The 14,246-nt window shown below is 63.4% G+C and carries 14 protein-coding genes; 3 read left to right on the top strand and 11 right to left on the bottom strand.

The window, feature by feature from the left end:
* Positions 1–25 precede the first annotated feature (25 nt).
* Entirely contained in the window at positions 26–1,159 is a 1,134-nt protein-coding gene (gene pstS, locus HMI58_RS01460) for a phosphate ABC transporter substrate-binding protein PstS (RefSeq protein WP_318779107.1), read from the top strand.
* A gap of 103 nt (positions 1,160–1,262) precedes the next feature.
* Here pstS and HMI58_RS01465 read toward each other — a convergent pair whose 3' ends face one another.
* Positions 1,263–1,829: an SRPBCC family protein gene (locus HMI58_RS01465; protein ID WP_171584907.1), complete on the bottom strand. Its 567-nt coding sequence runs from the start codon at positions 1,827–1,829 to the stop codon at positions 1,263–1,265.
* 173 nt (positions 1,830–2,002) lie between these two features.
* Here HMI58_RS01465 and HMI58_RS01470 point away from each other — a divergent pair, with 173 nt between their 5' ends.
* Positions 2,003–2,482, top strand: coding sequence for a DNA starvation/stationary phase protection protein (locus HMI58_RS01470; RefSeq protein ID WP_171584906.1), 480 nt, complete (start codon positions 2,003–2,005; stop codon positions 2,480–2,482).
* A gap of 24 nt (positions 2,483–2,506) precedes the next feature.
* Here the strand turns inward: HMI58_RS01470 and HMI58_RS01475 are convergent, their stop codons facing one another.
* Both HMI58_RS01475 and HMI58_RS01480 read right to left on the bottom strand, forming a co-directional pair.
* Complete coding sequence (locus HMI58_RS01475; RefSeq protein WP_171617900.1) at positions 2,507–3,316, bottom strand: enoyl-CoA hydratase-related protein; 810 nt, start codon at positions 3,314–3,316, stop codon at positions 2,507–2,509.
* 61 nt (positions 3,317–3,377) lie between these two features.
* Positions 3,378–4,277 carry a type II CAAX endopeptidase family protein gene (locus tag HMI58_RS01480; RefSeq protein WP_171617901.1) on the bottom strand — a complete coding sequence of 300 codons (900 nt, stop codon included), beginning with the start codon at positions 4,275–4,277 and terminating at the stop codon, positions 3,378–3,380.
* Between the two features lie 132 nt (positions 4,278–4,409).
* On the opposite strand from HMI58_RS01480, the gene HMI58_RS01485 reads away from it, so the two are divergent.
* On the top strand, positions 4,410–5,768 hold the full coding sequence (locus HMI58_RS01485; RefSeq protein ID WP_171617902.1) for a GH1 family beta-glucosidase: 1,359 nt from the start codon (positions 4,410–4,412) through the stop codon (positions 5,766–5,768).
* Here HMI58_RS01485 and HMI58_RS14900 read toward each other — a convergent pair.
* From HMI58_RS14900 to HMI58_RS01525, 8 genes are all read right to left on the bottom strand, one after another.
* Positions 5,765–7,549 (bottom strand): EAL domain-containing protein, encoded by a 1,785-nt coding sequence (locus tag HMI58_RS14900; RefSeq protein ID WP_171617903.1) that lies wholly within the window; start codon positions 7,547–7,549, stop codon positions 5,765–5,767. The two genes, HMI58_RS01485 and HMI58_RS14900, sit on opposite strands and share 4 nt — an antisense overlap.
* Entirely contained in the window at positions 7,546–8,385 is an 840-nt protein-coding gene (locus tag HMI58_RS01495; protein ID WP_171617904.1) for an alpha/beta hydrolase, read from the bottom strand. Before HMI58_RS01495 ends, HMI58_RS14900 begins: the two co-directional genes overlap by 4 nt.
* A 140-nt stretch (positions 8,386–8,525) precedes the next feature.
* Positions 8,526–9,266: a LysR family substrate-binding domain-containing protein gene (locus HMI58_RS01500; RefSeq protein WP_171617905.1), complete on the bottom strand. Its 741-nt coding sequence runs from the start codon at positions 9,264–9,266 to the stop codon at positions 8,526–8,528.
* 24 nt (positions 9,267–9,290) lie between these two features.
* Positions 9,291–10,094: an aldolase/citrate lyase family protein gene (locus HMI58_RS01505; protein WP_171617906.1), complete on the bottom strand. Its 804-nt coding sequence runs from the start codon at positions 10,092–10,094 to the stop codon at positions 9,291–9,293.
* A complete protein-coding gene (gene hpaH, locus HMI58_RS01510; RefSeq protein WP_171617907.1) occupies positions 10,079–10,864 on the bottom strand; it encodes a 2-oxo-hept-4-ene-1,7-dioate hydratase in 786 nt (261 codons plus the stop codon). Before hpaH ends, HMI58_RS01505 begins: the two co-directional genes overlap by 16 nt.
* A gap of 2 nt (positions 10,865–10,866) precedes the next feature.
* Positions 10,867–11,955, bottom strand: coding sequence for a 3,4-dihydroxyphenylacetate 2,3-dioxygenase (gene hpaD, locus HMI58_RS01515; RefSeq protein WP_171618001.1), 1,089 nt, complete (start codon positions 11,953–11,955; stop codon positions 10,867–10,869).
* A 46-nt stretch (positions 11,956–12,001) separates the two neighbouring features.
* Positions 12,002–13,540, bottom strand: coding sequence for a 5-carboxymethyl-2-hydroxymuconate semialdehyde dehydrogenase (gene hpaE / locus HMI58_RS01520; protein ID WP_171584897.1), 1,539 nt, complete (start codon positions 13,538–13,540; stop codon positions 12,002–12,004).
* The gene (locus HMI58_RS01525; RefSeq protein WP_171618002.1) at positions 13,537–14,232 is read right to left on the bottom strand and encodes a GntR family transcriptional regulator; all 696 of its coding nucleotides are present in this window, start codon (positions 14,230–14,232) and stop codon (positions 13,537–13,539) included. The genes hpaE and HMI58_RS01525 overlap by 4 nt, the downstream gene beginning before the upstream one ends.
* Between the last annotated feature and the right edge of the window lie 14 nt (positions 14,233–14,246).

Here is a 14,246-nt window from a genome sequence, read left to right on the forward strand (position 1 = left end):
CGTTCACCTACTGTTCACCTGTATCGTGAATAACGTGCTGTCCCACCCCACGCGTCGCCTCCCCCTGCTCATCGCCGCCCTTCTCGGGCTGTCACTTACGGCGTGCGGCTCTGACTACCCGTTGGGCCCGGAGCAGGAAGCTGCCGCGCTACGCGCCAACTCCGACCTTCGGGGCACGATCACCGGAGCTGGCTCATCGGCGCAGGGCCCCGCGATGGACGGTTGGATTTCCGGGTTCGGAACCCTTCATTCACAGGTTCAGCTCCAGTACTCGCCTGACGGTTCGGGCGCGGGCCGCGGTGCGCTGCTCGCGGATGCCGTGCAGTTTGCCGGGTCAGATGCCTATCTCAACGACGAGGAGCTGGAGGAGTCCAAGGAGGCCTGCGGACCGGACGGGGCGTTCAACATCCCCACCTATGTGGCACCCATCAGCATCGCTTTCAACCTTCCCGGTATCACCGAACTCGACCTGGATGCGCAGACCATCGCCGGCATCTTCCTGGGCGAGATCACCTCCTGGGATGATCCGGCGATCGCTGACCAAAACCCCGACGTCGACCTGCCCAACCTGCGGATCACCCCGGTCAGCCGGTCTGACGATTCGGGAACCACCGAGAACTTCACCGATTACCTGCACGCAGTGGTGCCCGATCTCTGGACTTCCGAAGCGGACGGCACCTGGCCCAGCGAGCTGGGAAACGAGAACTCCAAGGGCAACGCAGGGGTTGTCAGCACGGTGTCCGGCACCGAGGGTGCGGTAACCTATGCCGACGATTCCGCAGTTGGCCCCCCGCTTGGCCGTGCCAACCTCCTGGTGGGCGACGAGTACGTCCCGGTCAGCATTAAGGCCGCTGCTGCGGCCCTCGACATTGCAACACCCGTGGACGGGCGGGCTGAGAACGACATTGCCTTGAATCTGGACCGGACCACCACCGAGGCCGGGGTGTACCCGCTGATCCTGGTGTCCTATCACATCTACTGTTCGTCCTACCCTGACGAGACCACTGTTGAACTCATCAAGGAGTTCGGTACCTACGTGGTCAGTCCTGAAGGCCAAGCCGCTGCAGCGGAGTCCGCGCAAAACGCACCGATCTCCGCCCGACTCTCCGAACGGGCCACCGACGCGATCCAGAGCATCACCCAGCGGGACCCTTCCTAGGCTTTCATCAGCTGGCCTAACCAAAAATCGGCCGGACCCATCCCGTAGGGGAGGATCCGGCCGATTTGATGACGGCTTGCGGGCGATCATGCCCGCAGGCGGGTTAGCTCGGCGCGACAGTTGCGCGCGGGCCGCCCGACTCGGGATCGTCCAGTGAGGGATCGCTGAGGTCCGCTGACCCGGCCGCTGCGCCGGTCCCCGCCGTGGTGCCTGACGGTGGCGCATCAATGTCGCCCCGCCATGCCCCGGTTTCAGCGTTGTTGCTTTCGATGAACTCCTTGAAGCGCTGGAGATCGGACTTCACCTGCCGGTTGTCGGCGTTGACTGCCGAGCCTACCTTTTCGGTGAACGTCTCCGGGTGCCAATCCAGCTGCACGGCAACGCGTGAGGTGGTGTCGTCGATCCGGTGGAAGGTGACCACACCTGCGTGGGACTTTCCGTCGACACTCTTCCAGGCGATGCGTTCGTCGGGGTGCTGTTCTGTGATCTCGGTGTCGAACTCGCGCTCCACTCCCCCGATCTTGGTGACCCAATGGTTGCGGGTCTCTGACGTCTGGGTGATCGATTCCACCCCGCCCATGAACTGGGGGAACGTTTCAAACTGTGTCCACTGGTTGTAGGCAGTATTCACTGGCACTGCCACGTCGATGGATTCCTGGACTGTCGTCATATTGGTTCCTTCTGTAAGTTCCACAACAAATGAACTACTAAGTAAACTGATTGTATTCCTTGCCGCTGGATTTCAACAACAACCGAGGTCTAGGGTGAAGATTGATCCACCCCTCGCATCCGGTGCTTTACTAGCTGCTGGAGAGGGCAGGTTCTATACACAGGAGGATACCCATGAAGGCGTCAAAGACACTGACTGACAACATGCAGGCCGTACTGGTCGAGCTCATTGAGCTTCACCTCCAGGGCAAGCAGGCGCACTGGAACGTCGTCGGGAAGAACTTCCGCGACATGCACCTGCAGCTGGATGAGATCATCGACGATGCCCGCCTCTTCGCGGACCAGATCGCCGAACGGATGCGCGCGCTCCACGCTGTGCCCGATGGACGTAGCGCGTCAGTCGCGAAGGGCACCACCCTCAATCAGTTCCCCGCCGGGCTGGTGTCCACGGCCGACACCGTGACGATGGTGGTCGCCATGCTGGAGGGCGCCGTCGCCACCATGCGCGGCGTGCATGACCAGATCGACGAGGAGGACCCCACCACCGCGGACATCCTGCACGGCTTCATCGAGAAGCTGGAGCAGTATGCGTGGATGGTGGACGCCGAGAACATGGAGCCTACCGCCACCGTGACCAAACCCGCGAAGGCCTAGTCACCGGCAGCCCGCTTTCCCCTGTCAGCGACCGGGGAAGGCGGGTTTTTCCTTGGCCAAGAATGCCCGGGTGCCTTCCTGCATGTCCGCGGTCCTGAAAGCCTCCCTGAAGGCCTCAGCCTCAATCTCCAGACCACGGGCGGTGTCGTGGCCCTCAACCTGGCGCATGGTCGACTTCACTGCCGCGACCGCTGTCGGAGACTGTCCGGCAATCCTCAGGAGGGTGCTTCGGGCGCCGCCCAGCAGCTCCTCCTGGCTATCGAAGAGGGCATTGACCAGTCCCACCCAGTGCGCTTCGTCTGCTTTGATCAGTTGACCCGTGTAGAGCAACTCGCGGGCACGAGCGGGCCCCACCCGCTGCTGCATCCTGACGGAACCCCCAAAGCCGGGCACCAGGCCCAGGCTCACTTCCGGTTGACCAAAGGTTGCCCGGGTGGTCGCGTAAATGAAGTCGCAGGCCATGGCTAGCTCGCAGCCCCCGCCCAGTGCGAATCCGTTCACTGCTGCGATCACCGGCACGTGCAGCGACTCCAGCTTCAGTGTCAGTGACTGCATTCTGGTGCTGTACGCCCAGGCCTGGTCCGGGCTCATATCAGTCATTTCGCGGATATCGGCACCAGCAGCAAACGCCTTCTCCCCCGCGCCGGTGATAATCATCCCGCGGAAGGGCCACTTCCCACCGGTGTTCACCGCAGCGAGGATATCGAGAACATGATCCAGTTCGTCGATCACCTCGGACGAGAGCGCATTGAGCGCCGCGGGCCGATTGAGGGTGACGGTGACGATCGCTTCCTGGTGAGCAACCAGAAGACTTGAATATTCCTTAAAATGCATATGCTGGATCCCTGTCGTGGTGGTGGCGTGCGTACTGGGTTTGTTCAGTGGTGGTCCGACGCTAGGTGAGCAGTTCGGGGGGAAGCATGAGGAGCAGTCCGATGGCCGAGCCGTTGAAGACGATGTGGGTCATAATGGCCGGACCCAGCCGTCCGGTCCAGACCGTCAGAATGCCGCAAATGACCCCTACGGTGAAAGTTCCCACCAGAAGGTAGACCGACGAACGCAGGTCGCCGACTGCGCCCGTGTGGAGGAGGCCGAAGGCGAGTGAGCTGACCAGGATGGCCACTACTGTCGCGGTGGTCAGAGACCGCCGTTCAGTGGCTGCCGAGACCCTGCCCCTTGCCGATCCCTTTACCCACCAGGCGTTCTGCACCGCACGAAGGACCAGACCCCGATTGAACAGTTCTTCAAGGAACGGTGCAATCAGGGCCCCTCCCAGCACAGCGTTCACGAAGATCCAGCCATCGTCCCCGGTCAGGAAAAGTTCCGCGTTGCCCTGCAGGACCTCACCCTCTTCCAGCGGCCACAGCAGTGTGATCACCACCTGCACCAGAGCCAGGACCAAGCGGGCCGCTATGCCGACGCCCAACCCGATCGCCAGGTCGATCCATTTGAACCGGAGGCCAAAATCCTTGGCCAATGAGCCGAATCCCCACACACGCGAGGCCACCAGACTGCTTCCCAGCAACACCAGCCAGGTGAAGCAGAGCGAAACGAAAACCAGTTCCGGTCCGAAGGGAAGCATCGTAGACAGGGCTAGGGTGGCCCCCAGCGGCAGCGCCAGGACGAGGACCAGGCCGGCTCCGGCCTGCCACAACCCCCACCCGGGTTTGAGCAACCCCGTAGGACCAACCTGCGCCGGGTTGGCGAGCCGAAGGTCAACCGGCCCCGATTGGTTCCCTGGCAACCTGCCATTGGCCGGTGGGACATCAGTCCCGGTGGTGGGTTTACTCCGCATATCCAGCACACTACCTGTCGGCTGGGCTGTGGGACGCCCCAGTGGTGAACGAACTGGTGTACAGCCATTGACGAAAGCGGGCCGCGAGGTTTTAGGTGAAGGAATACTGCTGAGCGCCGGGGAAGGAGGCCCATGAACCTCTTCGGGTTGCCTCCCGGGTTCGTGTTCGGCACTGCGACTGCCGCCGCCCAGATCGAGGGCGGGGCCCATGCGGGCGGGCGGGGTGACAGTATCTGGGACGCCTATGCGAGCGGCCACCGGAACATCCTTGACGGATCAAGCCCAGCGGTAGCCTGCGACCATTTCCACAGGTATGCGGAGGACTTTGGCCTGCTTGAGGAACTCGGCGGGCAGGCCTACCGGATGTCCATTGCCTGGCCCCGCATTCAACCCTCCGGGCGCGGGCCCGCAAACCCCGAAGGGGTTGCCTTTTATCACCGGCTGCTGGATTCACTGCTGGAGAGGGGCATCCAACCGTGGGTCACCATTTACCACTGGGATCTGCCACTGGCGCTTCAGGACGCCGGGGGTTGGCAGAACCGTGACACCGTCGCTGCGTTCGCTGACTACACGCGGATTCTTCGGGACGAGTATGGCGGAAAGGTCGCGGCGTGGATGACCATCAACGAACCCGTGGTCCACGCGGGTGTGGGTCACGCGATCGGTCACGCTGCGCCAGGGCTGATGTTGCTGGGCAGCGCATTCCTGGTCGCCCATCACCTGCTGCTGGCGCACGGGACCGCGGTGCGGATTCTTCGCGAAACGCTCTCCACCCCCGTGGGGATCGTGAACAACCATTCCCCGGTCGAACCAGCGACCGACTCCGAGCGGGACTCACGCCTCGCGGTGCTCTACGACCACTATCACAACGGTCAGTTCGCGGGTCCGGTACTGGCGGGCACCTACCCACCCGAGCTGCAGTCGGTGGCCGGGATTTCCTTCGAGGTGATCCGGCCGGGCGACATGGAGATTATTTCCTCGCCGCTGGATTTTTATGGGGTCAACTATTATTTCCCCACCAGGGTGGGCGCTGCTCCCCCCTTTTACCCGGTCCCTTTCGTGCCGAAACCGTACGACGGCGTCCCGGTCACCGACTTCGGGTGGCCTGTTCTCCCGGCGGGCCTGCCCGCCATCTTGGAGCAGCTACGAGCCTCCTACCCCCAGCTCCCGCCGGTGTACATCACCGAGAACGGGTGTGCCTACAACGATGGACCGCAAGGCGGAACGGGGAATGCGAGGGGGGTGCTGCATGACACCCGCCGGATTGAGTTTCTGGAGCAGCACCTGGGAGCGATCGGGGACGCGATCACCGCTGGCGTCGATGTCAGGGGCTACTTTCACTGGACCCTGCTGGACAACTGGGAGTGGCAGGAGGGGTACACCAAGAGGTTCGGTTTGGTGCGCCTGGAACCCTCGACGCTGGCGCGCGTTCCGCGGGAGTCGTTCTACCGCTACGCGGAGATTATTCGGACGGTACGGGGCGGGATCTAGCTGCTGTGCCGCCCGTCGGCGAAAGGCCACCCAGTTTGGCCGTGGGACGGGGAAGTGGCCAGCAGCCCACGGAACTCCAACTCCTCCACTGGCCGCCCCAGATAGTAGCCCTGCAGCCGATCGCAGCCCGTGCCACGAAGAACGGTCAGCTGACCGGGCCGTTCCACGCCCTCGGCGACGACGCGTAGACCAAGGCCATGCCCCAGGCTGACAATCCCTGCGATGAAGGCCAGGGAGCCCTCATCGGAGAGGCTGCTGATGAACGATCGATCGATTTTCACCTCGGTCACGGGGAGGTGGCGGAGTTGGTACAGGGAGGAGTAGCCGGTACCAAAGTCATCAACTGAGAGACCGACGCCGAGCTTGCGGATATTCTCCAGTGCTCCGTTGTGGATCACCGCCTCGGAAATAACCCGGGATTCGGTGATTTCCAGGGTGAGCGCGTCTCCCGGAAAGTCAGTGTTCCCGAGGGTCGCGCCGATGAAGGGTTCAAACCGCGGATTGGTGAGCTGGTTTGCTGATACGTTGACCGACATTTTGATGGCATGCCCCTCCCGTCGGAGTTGCGCGCCGAAGCTGCACGCTGAGACGAGGACGAACTCTCCGACCTCCTCGATGAGGTCGCTTTCCTCGGCAATGTCGATGAAGGCCACCGGGGTGAGCAGGCCCAACTCGGGGTGCTGCCAGCGCACCAGCGCCTCCGCACCGACGATGGTGCCGGTTTCGGCGTCGAACTGCGGCTGATAGTGGACGGTCAACTCGCCCCGCCCGGCAGCTCCCCTGAGGTCGGTTTCCAGGCGGATGCGTTCGGGCAGGTGGATACGCTCCAGCGGCTTTCCCCGCGACCGGGCTTTGGGCCGATACATGGCGGCGTCCGCGTCGTCGATGAGTTGTGTGGCAAGGGACAGCAGCGTTTCCTCGCTGCCATGCTGCTCTGGATCGGCACGCGCGGATCCGACCGCAACGTCAACTGTGACATCGCGACCCAGGATTTTCGCGGGAGGGGCCAGAGCCAGGCGGATCCGGTCCTCGATGACGTCCAGCTCGTTGGCAGCATTGACGGCAGGTACCAGAACCACAAATTCGTCACCGCTGTAGCGGGCGACGATGTTTCCGAATCCCGCAGCGGCTATGAGGCAGGCGGCGACGTGGCGCAGGACTTCATCGCCGGCAGTGTGTCCCAGGCTGTCGTTGATTCGCTTGAACCTGTTTACGTCGCAAAAGAGCAGCCCCACCTTCTCTCCCGTACTCGCGGCCACCATGAGGGCGTCTCGAATGCTCCGCTGGAGCAGGGCCCGGTTGGCGAGCCCGGTGAGTGGATCGTGCAGGGCCTGTTGCCTTGCCTCGTCCAGAAGCCGGTTCCGTGCGCTCTCCGCCTCCTGTAGGCCCCTGAGCGCTGCGACGAGTTCCCGTTCATGCAGGCGCCGTTCTGTGGCCCGTGACGCGACAATCCAGTCGGTCGCTGGGCGCCCCTCCGCCGCAGGCTGGCGGGCAATCGACAGCAGCACCGGAATGCGGGTGCGGTTGACTCCCAGCAGTTCGGTGGAGAGTTCCGCCAGGGAACCCACCTCGTCCAACTGGGCCATGGCATGGGTGCCGTACATGATCCGCTCCCCCACCGGCAGAATCCGTAGGAAGCTGCTTCCCAGGAGACTGGCACGGTCCGTCCCCACCCATTCGCTGAACGTTTCGTTGACCTCGACGATCGTTCCGTCGGTAGCGGTCACCACGTAGCCAGCCGGCGCAGCGTGGAAGAACCGCTCGAAATCTACCGGTTTCACCCGACCGGCACAGGTTCTGGGCTGACCTGCTCCAGGAAGTTCAGCATGGTGGTAGCCGTCTCCTCGGAGGCACTGGACTGCGGGAAGTGGCCCTTCGCCTTCATATTCACCAGGGTGCTGAGCGGAATGTGATCGACCAGGTACCTGCCGATGTGCGGCGGCACCACCACGTCGTCGGCGCACTGCATGATCAGCGTCGGAACCTTCACCTGGCCGAGCAGATGCCTGACATCCGTGAGGAAAGAAACCCTGGCAAACTCGCCAGCTATCAGTGGATTCGTCTTGTGGAACCTCTGCTCCAGCTCCATGCCGAGTCCTGGATCGTGAGGCGCGTTCATGAATACCGGTGCCATCCTGCTGGCCCACACCACATAGTTGGCGTCCAGCGACTCAAAGAGTTCCTCCAGATCCTCCTGGGAGAACCCGCCAACATACCCGTCCTCGGGCCGGTCCATGTAGCTGGGGGATGCCGCCAGCAAAACCACCCTGTCGAGACGTTCGCTGGGTCCAGCAGCCACCGTGACGGCCAGCATCGCGCTGATGCTGTGCCCAACGAGTGTGACGTTGCGAAGGTCGAGTTCCTCAAAGATCTCCAGGAGGTCGTTGACGTAGCCCAGGAGATCGCTGTATTTGATCGAATCGTAGGCCTTCAGGTCCGACCCACCAGCGCCCACATGGTCGAAGAGGATGACGCGGTATTTGCCAACGAAATACGGCAGGATCTTGCTCCACATGCCCTGGTCGGTTCCGAACCCGTGAGCAAACACCACCACCGGTCCGTCCGCGCACCCCAGCTCGGTCACGTTGTTGCGCTGAAGCACGCTACCTTGACTCATGATCTTTCCTTTCCCAAGCGACACCCGGCAATTCCCCACCTAATCCTCCCCCACCAGCTCGCCGGAAAGGTCGTTTGGGTGAAGACGCAACGCAGTTGGTACACAGCAATGGCCGGCCTGCCGGTGACGGGGACTGATGCCTAGCGGCGACCACGCCCACCGGCGCCGGGTTTCCGCCCGCGAGGGTTCTGTTTCTTGGCCCCGGTCGGCGACTTTCTGGACCCCCCGGCTTTCGGCGAAGACGATTGCACCCGCACCGACGCCTGTTTTTTGCTGGCCGTTTTCTGCGCCTTCTTTTCTTTCTTCGCCGGTTCTTTCGCCGATGGCTGCCGCGAGCTGCGCTCGGTGCGTCCCCGGACAATACCGATGAACTCCTCGATATCCTCGGTGGTGTTCTCGGCAAGCCAGGCAACGGCGATGGTGGTGACCGGTACGTCCAGGACTGGCCGATAGACAGCATCCCTGCGGGCATAGAGCCGGGCAATCGACATTGGCACAATCACGACGCCGGCGCCGGTTGCCGCCAGTTCGATAGCAGCCTTTGCTCCACCGTGAGCGAGGACGTCGAGGATGTTTTCGGCGGCAAGTTCGGCGAGGGGAACCTCGTCGAACAGTGAGAGCTCGTGGTCTTTGCCCGCCACCACCACCGGTTGCTCCTCGTAGAGCGGGATCACGCTGAGCCCCTCGCGGTCCACCGGAAGGCGGACAAAGCCGAGGGCAACCGAACCATCCCGCAGCGCTGACTGCTGGCTGGCAGCGTCATATTCGAGGGTTTCCAGTGGCTTCCCAGGGTGCCTGTCGCGCCACCGGCTGACCCATTTGCCGGGGGTCACACCTGGAACGAAACCGACGGTGAGGACACTGGGCTGGGGCTCGGACATCTGCTCACCCTAGCTGACCGGTGGTTAGTAGCTTGCGGGGGAATCGCCGTCGGATACGGGGACAAACTGCGCTGCCAGCGCTTCCGAACCCCGAGCCAACACCGCGACATCGGCTCCGACCAGGATGAAACTGGCACCACTGTCCAGATAGTGGCGCGCGGTGTGGTGATTGAAGGCGTTCACGCCCGCCGGCTTGCCGGCTTTTGCCGCCGCCGCAAGGCACCGTTCGACGGCGGCGCGCACGAGGGGGTGTTCCTGTTGGCCGAGCACGCCCATTGACGCGGCCAGGTCAGAGGGCCCAATAAAGATGGCATCCACGCCGTCCACTCCAAGTATTGACTCCACCGCGTCGACGGCGGCGCTGGATTCAATCTGCACGGTTACGCTGATGGTTTCCGCGGCGTCGCCCAGATAACCGGGTACCCTGTTCCAGCGGGAGGCCCGGGCCAAGGCTGATCCGACACCACGCACCCCGGCGGGCGGGTAGCGGGTCGCTGCTACGGCCGCTTCGGCGTCGGCCACCGAGTTGACCATCGGAATCAACAGGTTCTGCACTCCAAGATCCAGGTACTGCTTGATCAGCACAGTCTCGTTCACCGGGGGTCGCACCATCGCATGGACCGGGTAGCCGTGGACGGCCTGCAGTTGGGCGAGGATGGATTCGAGGCCATTCGGGCTGTGTTCGGCATCGATGAGGAGCCAGTCCAGGCCGGCGCCAGCGCAGAGTTCGGCGACCAGGGGGCTTCCGGAGCACACCCACATCCCTGCCAGTGGCCGGTCGGCCACCGCGAGGCCAGCGCGGAAAGTGGCGGCTAGTGGAAGCGGCATGTCACTGCTCCCAGTGGTCCGTAGTCGGCGTGGATGGTGTCTCCTCTGGTGACCCACAGCGGTCGGGTAAAGGACCCCGCGAGGATGATGTCCCCCGCTTTCATGCTATCGCCGTGCGCGGCAATCTTGTTGGCCAACCAGTGCACGCCGGCCGCGGGATGGTCGAGCACTCCGGCGGCGACGCCGGTCTCCTCGACCGTCTGGTTCTTGTACAGGATCGCCGCGACCCAGCGGAGATCAACGGCGTCGGGCTTCACCGGACGGCCACCGACCACCATGGCACCCATTGCCGCGTTGTCGGAGATGGTGTCCACGATGGTTCTCCCCTCCATCTCGATCCGGGAGTCCAGGATTTCGAGAGCGGGGACCACGTAGTCGGTGGCGTTGAGGACATCGAAGATGGTGCAGCCCGGACCGGCCAGGTCACTCTTCAGCACGAACGCGAGCTCCACCTCAACCCGGGGGTGGGTGTACCGGCCCCAGTCCACCGAGCAGCCGGTGTCCAGCACCATGTCATCAAAGATGGCGCCGTAGTCGGGTTCGGTGATGCCGGTGGCGGCCTGCATGGCTTTGGAGGTAAGACCGATCTTACGTCCCACGAGGGTCCGCCCGGCGTCCTCGTTGCGCTGGCGCCACAGTCGTTGGACGGCGTAGGCGTCGTCGACGGTCATGCCGGGATACCGGGTGGTGAGGCGGGGAACCGGGGTACGGCTGCGTCCTGCCTCCACCAACTCGTCGGCAATGGCTTCGATTGTTCTGGCATCCAGCATGGCTACAGCTGCGCTCCCAATTTGAAACCCCGCTGCTCGCCGTCAGCGTCATCGGCGTCCTTGCGAGTGTAGGAGAACCCGTCTGCGCCTACGGTGACAGCCATTTCGCTTTTTTCCTCGCGGACGACGACAGGCTGGGGGTTCCCGTCGAGGTCCAGGACCAGTGATGCCTCGCTGTACCAGGAGGGGACAACCGCGTTGCCCCACCAGTCGCGGCGCTGGTTGTCGTGGACATCCCAGGTGACCGTCGGGTTGTCCGGGTCACCCGTGTAATAGTCCTGCGTGTAGATCTCGATGCGGTGCCCGTCCGGGTCGAGGATGTAGAGGTAGAAGGCGTTGGATACACCGTGCCGACCGGGTCCGCGTTCAATCCGGTCCGAGATGCGAAGGGCCCCCATCTTGTCGCAGATCTGGATGATGTTGTGCTTTTCGTGGGTGGCGAACGCAACGTGGTGCATTCGCGGTCCGTTCCCACCCGTGAGCGCGGTGTCGTGGACTGTCTGCTTGCGGTGCATCCAGACGGCGTAGCTGACGCCGTCGGAATCCTGGATGTCCTCCGACACACGGAAGCCGAGGTCCTCGAGGTATTTGCGTCCGCGGGGCACATCGGGGGTGACCTGGTTGAAATGGTCCAGGCGCACCAGCTCACCCGCCGAGTACAAATCGTAGCGCTGGGTGAGCCGTTCCACGTGTTCGACGTCGTAGAAGAACTCGTAGGGGAAGCCCAGCGGGTCCTCAACCCGGACCGAGTCGCCGACGCCCTTGGTGAAACCTTCCCTCCGGCGTTCAACCCGGCACCCGAGTTCCGTGTAGTACGCCTCTGCGGCGTCCACCTCGGCCGGGGATTTGACCCGGTAGGCGAAGGCGGCGACGGCTGCCACCGGCCCTTGGCGAAGCACCAGGTTGTGGTGAATGAACTCCTCCAGCGAGCGCAGGTAGATGGTGGTTTCGTCTTCCTCGGTGACGTGAAGCCCGAGGACGTCGACGTAAAACTCCCGGGAGCGCACCAGGTCGGTGACAACAATTTCCATGTAGGCGCACCTGACAATGTCGGGTGCCGGGACGGTGGGCGTGGGAACGAAGTTGGTCATCATGAACTCTCTTCTTTGAGCAGTGTCTCTGGCAGCGGGCAGCGAATTATCGCCGCACTGCGGACGGGTCGGCGATGCTGCCGAACTTCGGGGTGTGGACGGCACCGAGACTGATGTGGACCGCCTGCTGGTCGGTGTAGAAGTCGATCGAGCGGTAGCCTCCCTCGTGGCCCAGTCCTGACGCCTTCACCCCGCCGAAGGGGGTGCGGAGGTCGCGGACGTTGTGGCTGTTGAGCCACACCATTCCCGCCTGCATGTTGTGGGAGAAGGTGTGGGCACGGGTCAGGTTCTGCGTCCAGATGTAGGCAGCAAGCCCGTATTTCGTGTTGTTGGCCAGCGCGAGGGCTTCGTCGTCGTCCTCGAAGGGGGTGATCGACACGACCGGGCCGAAGATTTCCTCCTGGAAGATCCGGGCGTTGGGTGCGACGTCGGCGAACACCGTCGGAGCAATGTAGTTGCCTTCCGGCAGGTGCTCCGGACGCCCGCCACCTGCCAGCAACCGACCCTCAGACTTCCCGATCTCGACGTAGGAGGCAACCTTGTCAAAGTGCTCGGGGTGGACCAGCGCTCCCACCTCGGTCTTCGGATCATGCGGGTCTCCGACGACGATCGCCTTCGCGCGCGCCGCATACCTGTCACAGAAGTCGTCATAGATGGCCCGTTCCACGAGGATCCGCGACCCGGCGGTGCACCGTTCACCGTTGAGCGAGAAGACGCCGAAGAGCGCTGAGTCGATAGCCGCGTCCAGGTCTGCGTCGGCGAACACCACGCAGGGTGACTTCCCCCCGAGTTCCATTGAGAGGCCCTTGAGGTGGGCGGCAGCGTTACGGAAAATCGTCTGACCGGTGGTGGTCTCGCCGGTGAAGGAGATCAACGGCACGTCGGCGTGTTTGACCAGCGCGTCCCCCGCCTCCTCGCCCAGGCCGTTGACCAGGTTGAAGACCCCGTCAGGTAGTCCGGCGTCCTTGAAGATCTGGGCCCACAGGGAGGCGGAGAGCGGGGTGAACTCGGCGGGTTTGAGCACCACCGTGTTGCCGGTGGCAAGGGCCGGGGCCAGTTTCCAGGATTCCAGCATGAACGGGGTGTTCCACGGCGTAATTAGCCCGGCCACGCCAATGGGTTTCCGGTTCACGTAGTTGATCTGGGAACCGGGGACCTTCATGGCGTCGTCGAACTGGGCGACGATCAGGTCGGCGAAGAACCTGAAGTTCTCGGCCGCGCGCAGGGCCTGGCCCTTGGCCTGCGTGATGGGAAGGCCGGTGTCGAAGCTCTCAAGGTCTGCCAGCCGAACCTCCTGGGCCTCGACGGCGTCGGCAATCCGGTTGAGGATCCTGGCGCGCTCACGGGGTTTCATCTGGGGCCACGGGCCGTTGACGAACGCTTCCCGGGCTGCGGCGACGGCGAGGTCAATGTCTTCCTGTTGGCCTGCGGCCGCGGTGGCGTAGTTGGTGTTGGACACCGGATCCAGCACGTCGAAGGTCCCGCCGCCGACAGAATCAACGAAGTGCCCGTTGATGTAGTGCTGGAGGTGGCTGGGCAGGTTCTCGGGGATGTAATGGGTGGAGGCGGGGACAGTGGAGGTCATGGTTTTCCTGACTGCTGTTCTGTGGCGGGGTGCGTTGCCTGCGCGAGGTAGGCATCGAGGGTGGTGGAGCGGTGGCGGCGAGCGAAACGTTCGATCGTGTCGGCGTCGGCGGATGATTCGATCAGCTGGAGCAGGGCGGAATGTTCCTGGACCGATTCCTGGGCCCGTTCGGGGACAAACCGGAAGGTTGAGGACCGCAGCGTTGCCAGCCGGATCCACCCCCGGCGCACCAGATCGAGGATGTGCGGATTCGGGCAGTGCTCAAACAGGATGCCGTGAAACTCCTGGTTGAGTGCGGTGAAGCGGACTGGATCGAAGTTCTCCAGGCACTGGCGCATTTCCTCATTGACAGCGCGGGCGCGGGCTATCTCCACCGCATCAATCAGTGGTGCGGACAGGGCCGTGGCCGCGCCCTCAATGATGCTCAGGGTCTGCATCGTGTAGAGATACTCGGTCGGATCGATTCCCGCGACGGTGGCTCCGACGTTGCGTTCAAACGACACCAATCCTTCGGCTTCGAGACGCCGGATGGCCTCCCGCACGGGAACCACGCTGAACCCCAGCTCCCCGGCGATCTTGGCGAGCACCAACCGGTATCCGGGGGTGTACGTGCCCCGGATAATCTGCGCCTTGATCGCTGTGTAGGCCCGCTCGGACTTGCTACCCGGCGCGGTCTCATCATTAATCAGGATCCCGGGCCGCCGCG

Source organism: Arthrobacter sp. 147(2020) (genome assembly GCF_013116715.1).
Lineage (GTDB): Bacteria > Actinomycetota > Actinomycetes > Actinomycetales > Micrococcaceae > Arthrobacter_D.

Coding starts and splice junctions, on each gene's coding strand:
- hpaH (WP_171617907.1), bottom strand. CDS start 10,864: ATGCTGGATGCCAGAACAATCGAAGCCATTGCCGACGAGTTGGTGGAG.
- HMI58_RS01485 (WP_171617902.1), top strand. CDS start 4,410: ATGAACCTCTTCGGGTTGCCTCCCGGGTTCGTGTTCGGCACTGCGACT.
- HMI58_RS01475 (WP_171617900.1), bottom strand. CDS start 3,316: ATGCATTTTAAGGAATATTCAAGTCTTCTGGTTGCTCACCAGGAAGCG.
- HMI58_RS01470 (WP_171584906.1), top strand. CDS start 2,003: ATGAAGGCGTCAAAGACACTGACTGACAACATGCAGGCCGTACTGGTC.
- HMI58_RS01480 (WP_171617901.1), bottom strand. CDS start 4,277: ATGCGGAGTAAACCCACCACCGGGACTGATGTCCCACCGGCCAATGGC.
- HMI58_RS01465 (WP_171584907.1), bottom strand. CDS start 1,829: ATGACGACAGTCCAGGAATCCATCGACGTGGCAGTGCCAGTGAATACT.
- hpaE (WP_171584897.1), bottom strand. CDS start 13,540: ATGACCTCCACTGTCCCCGCCTCCACCCATTACATCCCCGAGAACCTG.
- HMI58_RS01495 (WP_171617904.1), bottom strand. CDS start 8,385: ATGAGTCAAGGTAGCGTGCTTCAGCGCAACAACGTGACCGAGCTGGGG.
- hpaD (WP_171618001.1), bottom strand. CDS start 11,955: ATGACCAACTTCGTTCCCACGCCCACCGTCCCGGCACCCGACATTGTC.
- HMI58_RS01500 (WP_171617905.1), bottom strand. CDS start 9,266: ATGTCCGAGCCCCAGCCCAGTGTCCTCACCGTCGGTTTCGTTCCAGGT.
- HMI58_RS01505 (WP_171617906.1), bottom strand. CDS start 10,094: ATGCCGCTTCCACTAGCCGCCACTTTCCGCGCTGGCCTCGCGGTGGCC.